Raw genomic sequence first — 15,294 nt, 5'->3', positions numbered from 1 at the left:
GTTGAAACAAGCTTTAAATAATCCAGTACTTATCAAAGAGATAAAACTTCGCTTTCGCTCTCTGAAAAGCTTCACAGGTATTTTGTTTTATCTTATTGCCATGTCTATTTTTGTGTTTGGTTTTATACTATTAACAACATCTTTTACAGGCACAGGATATTTTAGACCAGAAGAAAGCTTCTTTATGTTTGTGATGCTTACCTATATTCAGCTCGGTCTTATTCTTTTCATCACACCTGGTCTAACAGCTGGAGCAATTAGCTCAGAGCGTGAGAAACAAACCTTGAATATATTGTTAACAACGTCTCAAACTTCTTTTCAAATTATTATAGGAAAGCTTTCTTCATCCATTGCTTTCTTATTGTTATTGTTAGTGGCAGGCTTACCTGTATATAGCTTTGTGTTCCTTTTTGGTGGGGTATCACCAGGACAGCTTGGGCTAATCTTTTTATTCTTTTTCTTAACCATGATGGCAATTGGCGGTATAGGCATTATGTATTCCACAATTATTAGGAAGACGATTGTTTCTATGATTGCTACCTACGGGACAATGATTTTTTTAGCTGGGGTAACTGGATTTATTTATCTAGTCCTTACTGGTATGAACAGTATGGCTACGGGAGCACTTGCAACTACTCCTCAGCCAATAGCTCATTTTTTTGCAACGATTAATCCGGTTGTCCTTATGTTAAATTTAACAATGTCCAGTTCGGAGAGCTTTATCGGCCAAACAACGAATATAGATTTTCCGATATGGGCGGGATATGCTATTTTTTACGTTTTACTAACGGTTCTAACAATCTTTATAGCAGTCAAAAAGTTACGAGTTAATATGAAAAAATCTAAGTGAGGAGGATTGTAAATGGAGGACAGAAACAGATTGATTCAGTGGATTAAAAAAGCTAGATATAGCCTAGCAATTGAGCACTATTTTAAAATGCTCCAAGGAGCACTATTTTACGCATTTCTTTCTGTTGCTGTGATTTTACTAATTTCTCGCTTATTTGTCTTACCATATTACACAATTTATGCCTGGTCATTAGCCATTATTGTTTTTGTCACTTTATTAGGATGGGCATTTTGGAAAAGGCCGAAGAAAGAAATTGCTCTTCAACAGTTAGATGCATATTTCCCAGATAATGTTCTAATGACTGCCGTGTCATTTATGCACAATAAAAACCCCCTCGCTCAAGGTATTTTGCGCAAAGCTGAAACTAGTGGGGGAGCAGCTTTTGAGGCATTTAAAAAAAGAAAAAAGAATTATTTTGAAGTAAAATGGATGGTCGGGTTTATAATCTCATGTGCAGCGATTCTTTTGTTATACACCTTTCCAGCGATTACTCAATTAGAGGCAAAAGATATTGAACAAGAAAAACAAATAATAAGTGAAATAAAGAAGGAAGTAGAGAAACTAGAGAAAAAAGATTTATCTAAGGCAGTAAAAAAAGATTTAGAGGAATTAAGGGAATCATTGAAGGATACAGAACTTGCTGAAGAAGCATTGAGAGAGCTTATAAAAAAACAAAAGGAGCTTGCTCTTAAGGAACAAAAATTAGAGGAAAAGAAAGATATGGCTAACTCAGATGGATCAGAGGGCTCCGCATTGAATGAGGAAGAGCTAAAAGAGCTTGCTTCCTTAAAGGAGTCCAACAGCGCATTGGCAAAAAGTTCAGCATCTGCCCACTCTACTCTAAGTAAAATGGGGAAAAAGCTTCCATTTTCCTCGAACAATGTAGCACAAGGTAATACAAATTCAAATAATAACAGTAACAATAACCAGCAAGGCCAAGGACAGCAAGGCCAAGGACAGCAAGGCCAAGGACAGCAAGGTCAAGGCCAAGGCCAAGGACAGGGTCAAGGACAAGGACAGGGTCAAGGACAGGGTCAAGGTCAAGGTCAGGGTCAAGGTCAAGGTCAAGGCCAAGGCCAAGGTCAAGGTCAAGGCCAAGGCCAAGGCCAAGGACAGGGTCAAGGGCAAGGACAAGGCCAAGGCCAAGGCCAGGGTCAAGGCCAGGGTCAAGGTTCAGGAGGGCAAGGAGCTGGTAAGGGTTCTGGAGGAAGGGACCTCCTTTCTATTCCATCTAGAATAGGTGGTACTGGAGATACGAGTGTGGACAGTGGAAGCCTTGGCGAGGGTGACTCTTCTAGTGAAGAACCCGCAGAAGCGCCGACAACTAGAGGTACGGTTAAATCTTACGAGGAAGTCATCAATGAATACACGGACTCCTATTTAAAGAGTTCGGACAGAATGCAGTTGCCTAGTGATTTGCAGAGGATTGTTCAGGATTATTTCTCATCCGTAGAAAATAACGATTAATGGAGGAAACTATGGAGTTAACAACTGAAGACTATATCAATATGAGTAAACGTTTAGAAACGGTACGCCAGGAAATTGGTCAATTTATTGTTGGCCAAAAAGAGGCAGTAGAATTTTCTATTTATTGTGTTTTAGCAGATGGCCATGCACTTTTAGAGGGATTGCCAGGACTTGGGAAGACTATGCTTATCCGTACAGTTTCTGAGGTACTTGACCTTTCCTTTTCACGTATTCAGTTTACCCCTGACCTCATGCCATCCGATATTACCGGGACTAGTATGATTGAACGATTAGAGAGTGGTAAACAACAATTTAGTTTTCAAAAAGGACCTATATTCAGTCAGATGGTTTTGGCAGATGAAATAAATCGTGCAACTCCTAAAACTCAAAGTGCCCTCTTAGAGGCGATGGGAGAGAAAACTGTTACGGTCCTCGGAGACACAAAGAAGATGGATCGACCATTTTTTGTATTAGCAACACAAAATCCGATTGAAATGGAAGGGACTTATCCATTGCCAGAAGCACAAATGGACCGATTTTTATGTAAGATAATTGTTTCCTATCCAACTAAAGAAGAGTTAATAGAAATTACAAAGAGAACTACGGGAAGCCAAGACATTCGTTTGAACAAAGTAATGAATGCAGAAGATCTGATTATTGCTCAACAAATGGTTAAGGAAGTATTGATTGCGGATGACATGTTAGAGTATGCAGTTGATCTTATTGCAGCTACTCACCCGGAATCTTCTGTCGTCCCAGAAGTTCAGCAATATGTTCAATATGGAAGCGGCCCTCGTGGTTTGCAAAGCCTTATTAAACTAGCAAAAGCAAGAGCCTTGGTTTCAGGACGTTATCACGTTTCGATAGCAGATATTAAAACCGTAGTAAAGCCTGTACTAAGACATCGTTTGTTGCTTAACTATGAGGGGGAAGCAGAAGGTAAAAGTACGGATGATTTAATAGAAATTATTTTACAAACAGTGAAGCAAGGACAAAGTGTATGAGTAAGGATTACTTGATCCCAAAAGACTGGGCTGGAAAACTAAGTCGATTGTCTATAGCAACCAAATCTAAACTACGTGGACAGCATAAAGGGTCTCATCGCTCCCAAAGATTCGGCGCTTCTCTAGACTTCTCTGATTTCAGGGAATACACGCCTGGAGATGATGTTCGTCAAATTGACTGGAATGTTTATGCTAGAACAGATAAGTATTTTATCAAACGTTTTTTAGATGAACAGGAAATGAGAGTACATATTCTACTAGACTCCTCAAAATCGATGGGAGAAAAAGTAAAGTGGAATTTTGCTAGGCAATTAGCAGCTTCCCTAGGTATCCTTGTACTTCAAAGAGATGATCGACTTACCTTTTCCATGGTTTCAAATGAAAAAGTTCCTCTTTTTAGAAGAAAAGGGGCAACCTACCGTAAAGCTTTTGCACAAGTAATAACCGATTTGAATCCGCCCTCCATGGCAGATTCCTTTGCTAAAAATGCAATCTCCTTTCTGCCAAAAGACAGTACTGTATTATTCCTTATTACGGATTGCTTGGAGGACATAGAGCATTTAAGAACTCTTATACAAAAACTACCTCGCTTTGCGGGTGATATACGACTGTTACAAATTGTTACGAATGATGAGTTAACCCCTTCTTTTTCTGGTGACATGCAGTTGGAGGATGTAGAAACCGCTCAACAATTAAATATATCTATGTCTTCCAGAGTAATAGATTCTTACAATGAGGAAAGAAAGCTGCATCAACTTGCTTTGGAAAAGTTATGTAGTAAATTCGGTATCAAACTAATACAGGTCAATGCAGATGAGGGCATTTCTCATGTCCTATTTCATCAATTACTAAGAGCAAATTGGGTGCAGTGAGGTGAGTACATTTGGGTTTTAGTCAATTACCATATTTATGGACAGCAATATTTCCAGTAGTTGTTCTCCTTTATTATTTCTTCCGAAAAAAATACAAGAAACAATCCGTTTCATCTACGCTTTTTTGGGAGGAAGTAATGAAAGAAACGAGAGCCTCTCCTTATTTACAGCACCTTCAAAAAAACGCCTTATTTTATCTTCAGATGTTAGCAATGATTTTACTTGTTCTTGCACTGATTCAGCCTTATTGGAAAAAAGAAGCACTTGCGGGAGAGCAGGTTATCTTTGTCTTAGATACATCCGCTAGTATGGAAGTAAATATTAATAATGCTAATTTATTTGACCTTCATAAACAAGAAATGCTTGATATGATTGAGCAGTTATCTGGTAAGCCATTCACCCTTATTACTACAGGAAATGAACCAACTGCTGTATTAAAACAAGAAACAAATATAAATCATATAAAAAATGAAATAAATAAATTAGAAGTGACATATGATGATGAGGCATTTTCCAAAACACTAGATTTTGCTCAATCTTTTTTTCAAACGAAAGATACTTCGGTTTATGTATTCACGGACATGCTTGATCGACAGACATTACCACTGCACTATGAAAATGTCAGCTGGAATGTTATTGGACAGCCAGTAGAAGTGGATAATATATCCATTAAACGTTTTGGGGCTACTAAGATGAAAAACGGAACTTCAGCATTGGTCCAAATTGACAATCAAACGAACGAAGAACAAAATGTCTCTTTAAAAGTATCGAATGGAGAGAAGGATGTTATAAAAGAAGCGGTTATTTTGCCACCTAGAGAAACGGTGACTCTTTCTTTTAATGAGTTGGAGGAGGCAAGCTTTCTTAAAGCTACTATTGATGTTTCTGATGATTATCTCCTAGATAATGAAATGGTTGTATTTATGCAAGACCAGCTTTCTAAGATTTACATAGATAGCTCGCTACATACATTGGTTCGTACAGCATTTCAATCACTAGGGATTGAAATGAGCAGTATACCATCAGAGCAGGTAAGCTTAGTAAAAGAAGAAGGTATTCTCGCTACCAATCAGTTTGGTTTGATAAATCAAATGGAAAGACCAGCCTTATTTATTGGAAGAAATGATGTGACGCCAATCGAAGTGAACGGTAATGTTCAAACTGTGGAGCACCCGTTATTTTCTTTTGCTGATTTATCGGATATTTATGTGAGCAGTGTATACCCAGGAGTAGATGGCTATTCTACAATTGCAACAGTCGATAATAAGCCCTTTATACAGGTATCACCCAAAGGCGATGTAGTCGTGCTTTCCGATATACAAATGACTGATTGGCCATTAAGTCCTTCCTTTCCATTATTTATGTGGAGCGTCAAAGAACAGCTATCCAATAGTAATCTATATTTAGGAACATTTACTCCAAATGAAAGAAAACCTCAATCGTTAGGCAGTACGACGAACGAATGGGAAATATATACGATGGAGGATTCTTATTTATATTCTATTGAAAATGGAGGAGCCTTTATGGCACCAAAGGAGCCCGGTGTGTATGTCATACGTTCAGGTGAAAAAGAAAAATACTTTACGGTAGCGTTATCACAAAAAGAAAAAGAAATTTCCAAAGGAGCTTCTTATTCCATTGGAGCTCAGAAAACAGATAAGCAATCCGAGAATCATGAACAATTTTCGCTAGTTCCATTTTTAATTGTTGTATTGCTCTTGTTGTTTGTTATTGAGTGGGAGGTGCAAAGACGTCGTGGATTTACGAGTTGATCAACCACTATTGCTATTAATATCACTACCTATTCTTATTTATTTTATATGGATTTGGAATAAAGACAGAAAGCACTGGAAGAAGGAAGGTCTTGTAGTGTTCTTTATCCGCTTGCTTGCTATTCTTTGTTTAATACTTGGTCTTACGAATCCTTATCTATTAATGCCGATCAAAGAGGAACAGGTAGTTTTCCTTATTGATCGTTCTGCCTCCGTTCAAGGTACGGAACAACAGGTTTCTGAGTGGATTGAAAAAAGCTTAGATGCTCAAACAGACAAGCATCTAGTTGGAGTTTATTCTTTCGCTGAAAATTTTCAGTCAGAGATAGCATTAACGAATGAGGATATAAAGCTTCCTGTATTGAGTCCAATGGATTTACCTGGTAATACAGATATAGCTAAAGCATTGCAATTATCTACTGGAATAATTGATCCCAACAAAGCTACACGAATTGTTCTCTTTACCGATGGAATTGAAACAAGTGGATCGGTGGCAGACGAACTCATGAAAATGACAGGTAGTAATGTAACTGTTGATGTGGTGGAGCTTGAGAGAATATCATCGGAGGATGTAGCGATTACTACTTTTGAGACTCCACCTGTAGCCTTTGAAGGAGAACAACAGCAGCTAAATGTGGAGTTAGAGGCTACCAAGGCAACTAATGCAGAGCTATTACTTTATCAAAACGATGAATTATTATCTAGAGAACAAGTATCCTTGGAACAGGGCTCCAATAGTTTTACATTCCGGAACACGTCTAAGGGTGAAGGTCTATTGAAATATGACGTACAGGTGATAGTTCAAGGGGATGCCCTAATCGAGAATAATAAGCTTACGAGTGTTACGAATGTAGAGAGCTCTCCAAGATTGCTGATTGTCACCAATGAGGATGCTACAACTAATATTACTCAAGTAATTGACCAAGAGGCAATTACTACAGATGTTATCTCTGCAAGTTCCTTACCATATGATTTATCAAATTATCTAGCCTATGATGCAATTATTTTTGATAATGTTCCAGGGCATCTTGTTGGAGAGCAAAAAATGAACGTCATCGAACAGGCAGTCAAAAATTTCGGTACTGGATTTATGATGGTTGGTGGACAAAATAGCTTTGGACTAGGTGGATATTTTAAAACACCTATAGAAAAGTTATTACCCGTTGAGATGGAAGTGAAGGGGAAGCAACAATTACCTTCCTTAGGACTTATTATAGTGATGGATAGGTCAGGAAGTATGGCTGGCTCTAAAATGGAGTATGCAAAAGAGGCAGCTGCTCGTTCGGTAGAAATGCTAAGAGACGATGATTATTTAGGCTTCATAGCCTTTGATGATCGACCATGGCAAATCATTGAGACAGAGCCACTTACAGACAGGGAAGACGCGGTTGAAAAGATCCTTTCTGTAGGCGCCGGGGGAGGAACTGAGATATATTCAAGCCTTGCGCAAGCATACGAGCAGTTACAACCATTGAAGCTACAACGAAAACATATCATCTTACTGACAGATGGCCAATCAAGCTCTTCTAATGACTATCAAACTTTAATAGAAGATGGAAAAGAGAACAATATAACTGTTTCCACTGTAGCGGTTGGTCAGGATGCAGATCGTGCTTTATTAGAAAGCCTTGCTGAAATGGGAGGCGGAACATTTTATGAAGTACAGGATGAATCTACCATTCCAGCGATTATGTCTACTGAAACGGCGATCATCTCCAGAACCTATATAGAGGATAATCCGTTTTATCCTACTATTTATGGAGACCCGACCTGGTCTAGTTTGTTTGTGGAAGGAGTTCCACAGATGAATGCATATATTGCAACCACTGCAAAACAAACTGCAAATGTTATTGCACAAAGTGAGAAGGAAGATCCAGTTTTAGCTGAATGGATGTATGGTTTGGGAAGAACACTTGCCTTTACTTCTGATTCTACTGGTGCCTGGAGTGGTGATTTTGCTCGTTGGAATAATTGGGGAGATTTTTGGAACACAGCAGTCTCTAGAATGCTCCCATCCTATAGTGAAGTGCCATATACGATTCAAAAAGCAAGTGATGGAAGCTATACGGTAACAGACCCATCTGGAAAATCATCCTTTATAGAAGTGGCAGCGGTCAATGAAAAAGGGGAAGAGCTAGAAGTAAGTTCAGAGCCATTGGCGCCTGGAAAATCACGTGTCACGGTTGAGAGCGAGCCAGGACTTGTATTTTTCCGAGTTTCCAATGAACAGGACGCTGTCTATCAAGCTGGAATATCTATTCCCTATAGTGAAGAATATAAGGTCCAACAGCCAGATGTCCAAAAACTACAGCTTATAACAAACAGAACTGGTGGAGAACTTTTAAGTGAACCAGCAGAGGCGTTTCGAGATATGGATGTCACTAGCTCCGAAAAACAGCCTATTAGACAGATGTTAATATTAATATCGATAATCCTTTTCTTTATCGATATAACAATCAGGAGATTTGGATTTAAACAGCTAATTTTACCATTTAAGAAACCTAAAAAAGTAATTACCCCTTCCACTACAACAAAGTCAAGTAATATGGAAAAGCTAGTGAGAGAAAAGAAAAAACGATAAAACGTAAAAAAGCGCAACAGAGGCTTGTATCCTCCGTTGCGCTTTTATCATAGAATGACAGGTTTCTTCCTTTTAACCCAAACAAGTGTAATGACCCAAGTGCAAAGTAAAATTACAGCACCTACTAAAAATGGTATGTTAATATTTACGTCAAATAATATACCAGCAAGTGCAGGGCCAATCATATTGCCTAAACTCATATAAGCATTATTCATACCAGCAGCAAACCCCTGCTCATTGCCAGCAAGCTTAGAAACGATAGTATTAACAGCTGGTCTAATCAATGTAGTAGCAATCGAGAAGACTGTTGCTAAAAATAAGATAAGCCAAAAGGAGTCTACTAAAAAGAATAGAACTAATGAGACGGCTCCCACAACTAAGTTGACAAGAATAACGTTTAATTCACCAAAACGTTTAAATAAGCGATCAATGACAACTGTTTGAATAACTACTCCCACAAATCCACCTACCGTTAAAATAGCAGCTATTCTTTGCGGACTATAATCGTATTTGTGATCTACATATAAAGAAAAGGTTGCCTGGAAGTTAGCGATTCCAAAAGAAAATACAAAAATGATAAATAACATCATAAAGTAAGGTGTATAAATCGAGCTTTTCATTTGAGAAAGAATATTTTCACGTTTTTTTATAGCTGGATTTAAATCAGTTATTACATTTTTAATATCAGGCAAAATGATCAAGGATACTATTGCGGAAAGAAAAGAAACTACCGCTGCCATGTAAAATGGAAAGGATAAACTAACTCCTGCTAAAAATCCTCCAATAGCCGGCCCAATCATAAAGCCTAGTGACATGGAAGCTCCAATGAACCCCATACCTTTCCCACGTTCTTCATAACTTGTTATGTCAGCGACAAAGGCCATCGTTGCAGGTACTAAAAACGCTCCTCCAACTCCACCCATAAATCTTGCAATATAGAGCATCCATTCTTGAGTAGCTATCCCAAACCATAATTGTGAAACAGCGAAGATGATCAAGCCAATAATAATCATTTTTTTTCTTCCATGTTTGTCAGATAGTTCACCCGCTAATGGGGAAAATATAAATTGTCCTAAGGCATAGGATGCGATAATAAAACCTAAGGCTTGCCCAGCAACTCCAAAAGTTTCTAAATAAGAAGGCATTACTGGAATAACAATTCCTATCCCTGACATTACAATAAACATATTGAACATCAGAATATATAATGCAAATTTATTTCTTTTCTCTGTCATAATGACTCCTGCTTTCTCTCGTACTATTATTCATCTATCGATAATATCATATTTTCTCATTAATACATACTTTCGTGTCCCGAAAAATTATACAATTTTTTTCAATTAGAGTACTGTGTAAAATAAATAATAATAATATAAAGCATTAATGAAATATGAGGTTTAAGCATATATAGAGGCCGCTTTCGAAGTAGGGTTAGTCCTATAATAAATCATTGTAAAAAAAAGGTTGTTTGATTATTTATGATTGTTTGTAACAGATTCCATTCGAAGGACATTAGTGGTGGATAATTATGTTAAAATCATTTGTAAGATTGTGGATAATGTTACTGGGTAGAAAGATTATAAGTGAGAGGAGGTAGTTGTTTGTATGAGAAAAAAAATAGTAGTAATCGTTGCTATTGTTATTGTATCTATTTTTGTTTTAGTGGATCTATTCATGGAGGACTTATGGGAGAGTAATGAAAATTTATTGAAAGAAGAAGCGTTGTCTATAGAGGAATCTGTAGAAAATATAAATTTTAACGAGTTAACGCCATTTGAATGGGATGTAGCTTATGCTTTTGACCCCTATACAACAAATGACACGATCTACGAAACAGTTGGATATAAGTGGGATAAAATTAGGGAGACGATAAATGAAGGTATGAACCAAATTGTGTTTCTAAAGGATGGAAAAGTAGTTTGTTATTTATATGGGTACCCTGAGAACAATGGTTATGGTATCTATTTTACGCAAGAAAATAGAACGGAACTATCCTCTGCTTCTGTGATTAATTCGAAGGATGATTTAGTTTTTCAAGTTGTACGAAGTAATAATGTTATATATTTAGAAAACAAGGTGCGTAAAAAGTAGTTAATTTCAAAAAAAGAGGGTCAGACGTAACAATCCTCGAAATAAAATGTAGTAGTTTTCCGTTATGACGGACGCTTTCTCTGGGCACGTCTTCCATCTCCTCATCGCTTGGCTATTGCATAAAAAAGTAAAAACGCGAAATCAAGTTGCAGATTTCACGTTTTTTTTATTTATTCTAGAAGAAATAATTAAGTTGTTGAAATTAATTATCTCCCATTTTAAATTTCAAGAATAATTCATTGTAATGGCCTAGCATTTCGAGACCAAGATTTTTGTAAACTTCTAAATTATCTCTAGCTTCTTCTGTAGGATAGAAACGCTCGTCTGCGATAACCTCTTCATCCATTATTTCCATCGCTGCAGTATTAGGAGTGGAATAACCAACGTAATCTGCATTTTGAGCAGCTACCTCTGAATCTAACATGAAGTTGATGAAAGCATGTGCACCATCCACGTTTGCTGAGGTTTTAGGGATTACCATATTATCAAACCATAAATTAGAGCCTTCTTCAGGAACAGAATAGTCTAGTTCTTCATTTTCCCACATCATGTCAGCAGCTTGTCCAGACCAAGTAAGGGCTACAGCTGCTTCTTCATTTACCATCAGCTGCGTTACTTCGTCACCAATAATTGCCTTTACATTTGGAGTCAAGCCTTGAAGCTTTTCAAGAGCACTTTGAAGCTCATTTTCATCTGTAGAGTTTAAGGAATAACCTAGGCTATTTAATCCCATTCCAATGACCTCACGTGCTCCATCTACTAATAATACCTTGCCTTCCAATGAGGGATCCCACAAATTATCCCAGCTTTCAAATGTTTGCCCCTCCAATAGGGAAGGATTATATACAATTCCTACTGTTCCCCAAAAATAGGGGATAGAAAACTCATTTTTAGGATCAAAAGGTAAATCTAAAAAGTAAGGATCAATGTTTTTTAAATTTGGTAACTTGGAAGGATCGATTGGCAAGAGTAAATCATTTTCCTTCATTTTTTCAATTGCATACTCTGAAGGGACAGCTATATCATAAGAAGTCCCGCCTTGTTCAATCTTAGTCATCATTGCTTCGTTTGAATCAAATGTTTCATAAACAACTCGATATCCAGTTTCTTCTTCAAACTGGTATATCAACTCAGGATCAATGTATTCTCCCCAGTTAAAGACAGTAACAGTATCACTACCAGCATTATTTGCATTTTTTCCTAAATAATCGTTTGTGATAAATAATACGATACATACAACTATAATGGCTACAGCTGCTCTTACAATTTCCTTCATTTACGTATCCCCATTCCTGTCAGGTTTTTACCGCCTCGCTGGCTAATGAAGTAGTAACCTACAACTAAGAACAATGTTACGATAAAAATAATACCTGAAAGTGCATTTATTGTTAAAGTAATTCCAGCTCGAGCCATGGAGTATATTTCAACAGATAGAGTACTAAAACCATTTCCTGTTACAAAAAAGGTCACTGCAAAATCATCTAAAGAATAGGTAAGTGCCATAAAGAAACCTGCGAAAATACCTGGCTTGATGAAAGGGATGATAACCCTTCTTAAAATGTCTCTTCTAGTTGCACCTAAGTCAGCTGCCGCATCGATTAATGAGCTGTTCATCTCTTGTAGCTTTGGAAGTACCATTAAAACAACAATAGGAATACTAAAAGCAATATGAGAAATAAGCACAGAGGCAAATCCTAGCTTAACGCCCACCATAGTGAATAGAATTAAAAATGACGCCCCAATGACAACGTCAGGACTTACGATTAACACGTTATTTAACGATAAAATCGAATTTCTCAAAGATTTGTTTCTAATATAAACTATTCCTAAGGAACCTAGAACTCCAATAGCCGTTGAAATTAAAGCCGATAGTAATGCGACTATAACTGTGTTTATAAGTATCATAATTAAGCGAGTATCAGAAAATACTGCTGCGTAATGCTCCCAAGTAAAGGAGTCAAATTCATTCATCGTACCGCCGCTGTTAAATGAATAGAATATCAAATAAAAAATAGGAGCATAAAGAATGACGAAAATAAGGACTAAATATATTTTTGCTGCCTTACTTGTGTTTCCCATTGGAAGTTGCCCCCTTATCTCTTTGCCCTGTAATAATCATTACGATTACCATGAAAATGATTAAGAATACAGCGATCGTTGAACCCATTCCCCAATTTTGAGTTACGAGGAATTGTTGCTCAATAGCTGTTCCTAAAGTAATTACTTTGTTACCAGCGATTAAGCGGGTAATCATAAATAGGGATAAAGAGGGAATAAATACTGCTTGAACTCCAGCCTTTACACCATTTGTTGTTAAAGGGAAGATAACCTTTCTAAAGGTTGTCCAACCAGAAGCCCCCAAATCTTTACTTGCATCAATAAGAGAAGGATTTAACTTATCAAGTGAGTTAAAGATTGGAAGAATCATAAATGGTATAAAAATATATACCGAAACGAAAATAAAACTGAAATCAGTAAATAGTATTTGTTGCTCTCCTATACCGAATACATTTAAGAAAGCATTAATTGGGCCATATAAGCCGAAAATACCAATAAAGGCATATGTTTTTAATAAAAGGTTTATCCATGATGGAATGATGATTAAAAGTAACCATAATTGCTTATGCTTTGTTTTAGTCAAAAGATAAGCTGTTGGATATGCGATTAACAATGAGAACAAAGTAATAAGGAACGCATACCAGAAAGAGCTAAGTGTTAGTTTTAAATAAACAGACGTAAAGAAATTTTGATAGTTATCTAAAGTAAAGTTTCCGCTTAAGTCGAAGAAGGAATAATAAGCGATTAATGCAATTGGAGCTATTACAAATAACAGTATCCAAGCATAGTAGGGTATTAGATAAAGTGCCCTAGCTTTTTTAGTTTCCATAAGCGTCTTCTCCGTAAGACTCTAGGCGTTTATCAAACTCTTCTTCCGTTTCATTCAGACGCATAACATGAATAGACTCAGGATCAAAATTCAAGCCAATCATTTCACCTACGGCTGCCTTTTTAGTTGAATGCACTAACCACTCATTTCCTTCTTCATCATAAGTGGAAAGTTCATAGTGAACTCCTCTAAACAATTGTGTATCTACTTTAACTTTCATTTTTCCTTTATCAATCGTTGTGATTTCTAAATCCTCTGGACGAATAACGATATCGACTTTTTCATTTGGGTTTAGACCTTGGTCTACACATTCAAATTCCTTGCCACCGATACGAACACGGAAATCAGCTACCATTGTTCCTTCGACGATATTAGACTCACCAATAAAGTCTGCAACAAAACGATTAATCGGTTCATCGTAAATATCCATAGGCGTACCACTTTGTTCAATGTTCCCAGCATTTAGGACAAATATTTCATCCGACATCGCAAGTGCTTCCTCTTGGTCGTGGGTAACAAAGATAAATGTTTTACCTAGACGTTGTTGTAGCTCACGAAGCTCGTATTGCATTTCGGATCGTAGTTTTAAGTCTAATGCTGAAAGTGGCTCATCTAGTAGTATAATTTCAGGGTCATTGACAATAGCTCTAGCAATAGCGACACGTTGTCTTTGTCCGCCAGACATCTCTGCTATCTCTCTATTTTCATAGCCGTTTAGGTTAACGAATTTTAACGCCTCTAACACTCGATCCTCTATCTCTTTCTTACCAAATTTTTTAATACGTAGCCCAAATGCCACATTTTCAAATACGTTTAAGTGAGGGAACAGGGCATAATCCTGAAACACCGTATTTACTTGACGTTGGTTGGCAGGCACGTTATTAATAAGTTTTCCGTTAAGATAAATACTGCCATTTGAAGGCTGCATGAAACCAGCTATTAAGCGAAGGATAGTTGTTTTCCCACAACCAGATGGGCCTAACAATGTATAAAACTTTCCACGCTCTAATTCAAAATTAATGTCTTTAAGAACTGTTGTGTCCTCATCATAAAATTTAGTAACATTTTCAAAGCGAATAATAGGTGTCTCTGACATAATAACCCTCCATTTTCATAAATAAGAATTCGTGACGACATAAATAACCTTGGAGATATCATCTGATGCATTTTTCAACAGATGATGATCTGCCGCTTCAAAATAGAGGGACTCTCCAGCCGAAGCAAAGTAGTGTTGTTTGCCAAGTTGTAACTCGACGCGACCTTGTAAAACGTATATAAAAGTTTGAGATAAGGAAGGTTCAAACTCTTTAAACTGACCGCCTTTATCAAAAGTGATCAATACTGGCTCCATATCGTTTTCATTGGATTCAGAAATAAGCCAGTGAAGCTTGTACTTTTTTTCTTCATCTATGTAAACAGTTTGCTCCTCTTCTTGGAAAACCACCTTAGTTCTACTATGTTCATCATCAAAGAAATCCTTAGGCTTACAACCTAAAACATTTAAAATAGAAAAAAGTGTCTCAATGGAAGGAGAATTTAGGTCTCTTTCCAGCTGGGATATGAAACCCTTGCTTAAGTCCGTTCTCTCGCCTAGTTCTTCCTGTGTTAGACCTTTTTTCAGTCTTAACTGTTTAATTTTTCTACCAATTTGCATGTAATTACGCTCCTTCTCTTTTGTAAAATAAAGAGCTTTTCCATAAAACAAAGTTTATTTTAACATAACTTTAAGTTTACTTTAACAACTTTTTAAAGATAATACAAAAAAAAAAT

13 protein-coding genes are annotated in these 15,294 nt (G+C 37.0%); 7 read left to right on the top strand and 6 right to left on the bottom strand.

The features are described from left to right. Position 1: 1 nt before the first annotated feature. The 6 genes from MKX96_RS14275 to MKX96_RS14250 are packed head-to-tail and all read left to right on the top strand — an operon-like array spanning position 2 to position 8,546. Complete coding sequence (locus tag MKX96_RS14275) at positions 2-850, top strand: ABC transporter permease (RefSeq protein WP_340884463.1); 849 nt, start codon at positions 2-4, stop codon at positions 848-850. 12 nt (positions 851-862) lie between these two features. Further along, the gene (locus MKX96_RS14270; RefSeq protein ID WP_340884461.1) at positions 863-2,317 is read left to right on the top strand and encodes a hypothetical protein; all 1,455 of its coding nucleotides are present in this window, start codon (positions 863-865) and stop codon (positions 2,315-2,317) included. Positions 2,318-2,328: 11 nt separating this feature from the next. Beyond that, the gene (locus MKX96_RS14265; protein ID WP_340884459.1) at positions 2,329-3,321 is read left to right on the top strand and encodes an AAA family ATPase; all 993 of its coding nucleotides are present in this window, start codon (positions 2,329-2,331) and stop codon (positions 3,319-3,321) included. Next, positions 3,318-4,193, top strand: a complete 876-nt coding sequence (locus MKX96_RS14260) for a DUF58 domain-containing protein (protein WP_340884456.1) — start codon at positions 3,318-3,320, stop codon at positions 4,191-4,193. Before MKX96_RS14265 ends, MKX96_RS14260 begins: the two co-directional genes overlap by 4 nt. Before the next feature lie 11 nt (positions 4,194-4,204). After that, positions 4,205-5,965: a vWA domain-containing protein gene (locus MKX96_RS14255; RefSeq protein ID WP_340884453.1), complete on the top strand. Its 1,761-nt coding sequence runs from the start codon at positions 4,205-4,207 to the stop codon at positions 5,963-5,965. Then, a complete protein-coding gene (locus tag MKX96_RS14250) occupies positions 5,949-8,546 on the top strand; it encodes a VWA domain-containing protein (protein WP_340884452.1) in 2,598 nt (865 codons plus the stop codon). Before MKX96_RS14255 ends, MKX96_RS14250 begins: the two co-directional genes overlap by 17 nt. 47 nt (positions 8,547-8,593) lie before the next feature. Here MKX96_RS14250 and MKX96_RS14245 read toward each other — a convergent pair whose 3' ends face one another. Then, positions 8,594-9,781, bottom strand: a complete 1,188-nt coding sequence (locus MKX96_RS14245) for an MFS transporter (protein ID WP_340884450.1) — start codon at positions 9,779-9,781, stop codon at positions 8,594-8,596. 370 nt (positions 9,782-10,151) lie between these two features. Here MKX96_RS14245 and MKX96_RS14240 point away from each other — a divergent pair, with 370 nt between their 5' ends. Beyond that, positions 10,152-10,637 carry a hypothetical protein gene (locus MKX96_RS14240; RefSeq protein WP_340884447.1) on the top strand — a complete coding sequence of 162 codons (486 nt, stop codon included), beginning with the start codon at positions 10,152-10,154 and terminating at the stop codon, positions 10,635-10,637. A gap of 202 nt (positions 10,638-10,839) precedes the next feature. Here the strand turns inward: MKX96_RS14240 and MKX96_RS14235 are convergent, their stop codons facing one another. The 5 genes from MKX96_RS14235 to MKX96_RS14215 are packed head-to-tail and all read right to left on the bottom strand — an operon-like array spanning position 10,840 to position 15,178. Then, positions 10,840-11,913: an ABC transporter substrate-binding protein gene (locus tag MKX96_RS14235; protein ID WP_340884444.1), complete on the bottom strand. Its 1,074-nt coding sequence runs from the start codon at positions 11,911-11,913 to the stop codon at positions 10,840-10,842. Next, positions 11,910-12,716, bottom strand: a complete 807-nt coding sequence (locus MKX96_RS14230) for an ABC transporter permease (RefSeq protein WP_169358913.1) — start codon at positions 12,714-12,716, stop codon at positions 11,910-11,912. Before MKX96_RS14230 ends, MKX96_RS14235 begins: the two co-directional genes overlap by 4 nt. Continuing rightward, positions 12,700-13,524, bottom strand: coding sequence for an ABC transporter permease (locus MKX96_RS14225; RefSeq protein WP_169358914.1), 825 nt, complete (start codon positions 13,522-13,524; stop codon positions 12,700-12,702). The genes MKX96_RS14230 and MKX96_RS14225 overlap by 17 nt, the downstream gene beginning before the upstream one ends. Beyond that, complete coding sequence (locus MKX96_RS14220) at positions 13,514-14,620, bottom strand: ABC transporter ATP-binding protein (RefSeq protein WP_340884439.1); 1,107 nt, start codon at positions 14,618-14,620, stop codon at positions 13,514-13,516. The genes MKX96_RS14225 and MKX96_RS14220 overlap by 11 nt, the downstream gene beginning before the upstream one ends. A gap of 15 nt (positions 14,621-14,635) precedes the next feature. Beyond that, positions 14,636-15,178, bottom strand: coding sequence for a helix-turn-helix domain-containing protein (locus MKX96_RS14215; RefSeq protein WP_169358916.1), 543 nt, complete (start codon positions 15,176-15,178; stop codon positions 14,636-14,638). Positions 15,179-15,294 lie beyond the last annotated feature (116 nt).

The sequence above is a fragment of the Psychrobacillus sp. FSL W7-1493 genome (assembly GCF_038004905.1).
Taxonomy (GTDB): domain Bacteria; phylum Bacillota; class Bacilli; order Bacillales_A; family Planococcaceae; genus Psychrobacillus.
Note: the sequence above shows the minus strand (reverse complement) of the source record. Positions and strands in the feature narration are given on the sequence as shown.

Excerpts from the sequence above, each read along its gene's own strand:
- MKX96_RS14270 (WP_340884461.1), top strand. The coding sequence starts at position 863 with ATGGAGGACAGAAACAGATTGATTCAGTGGATTAAAAAAGCTAGATAT.
- MKX96_RS14245 (WP_340884450.1), bottom strand. The coding sequence starts at position 9,781 with ATGACAGAGAAAAGAAATAAATTTGCATTATATATTCTGATGTTCAAT.
- MKX96_RS14230 (WP_169358913.1), bottom strand. The coding sequence starts at position 12,716 with ATGGGAAACACAAGTAAGGCAGCAAAAATATATTTAGTCCTTATTTTC.
- MKX96_RS14235 (WP_340884444.1), bottom strand. The coding sequence starts at position 11,913 with ATGAAGGAAATTGTAAGAGCAGCTGTAGCCATTATAGTTGTATGTATC.
- MKX96_RS14240 (WP_340884447.1), top strand. The coding sequence starts at position 10,152 with ATGAGAAAAAAAATAGTAGTAATCGTTGCTATTGTTATTGTATCTATT.
- MKX96_RS14215 (WP_169358916.1), bottom strand. The coding sequence starts at position 15,178 with ATGCAAATTGGTAGAAAAATTAAACAGTTAAGACTGAAAAAAGGTCTA.
- MKX96_RS14265 (WP_340884459.1), top strand. The coding sequence starts at position 2,329 with ATGGAGTTAACAACTGAAGACTATATCAATATGAGTAAACGTTTAGAA.
- MKX96_RS14260 (WP_340884456.1), top strand. The coding sequence starts at position 3,318 with ATGAGTAAGGATTACTTGATCCCAAAAGACTGGGCTGGAAAACTAAGT.
- MKX96_RS14220 (WP_340884439.1), bottom strand. The coding sequence starts at position 14,620 with ATGTCAGAGACACCTATTATTCGCTTTGAAAATGTTACTAAATTTTAT.
- MKX96_RS14225 (WP_169358914.1), bottom strand. The coding sequence starts at position 13,524 with ATGGAAACTAAAAAAGCTAGGGCACTTTATCTAATACCCTACTATGCT.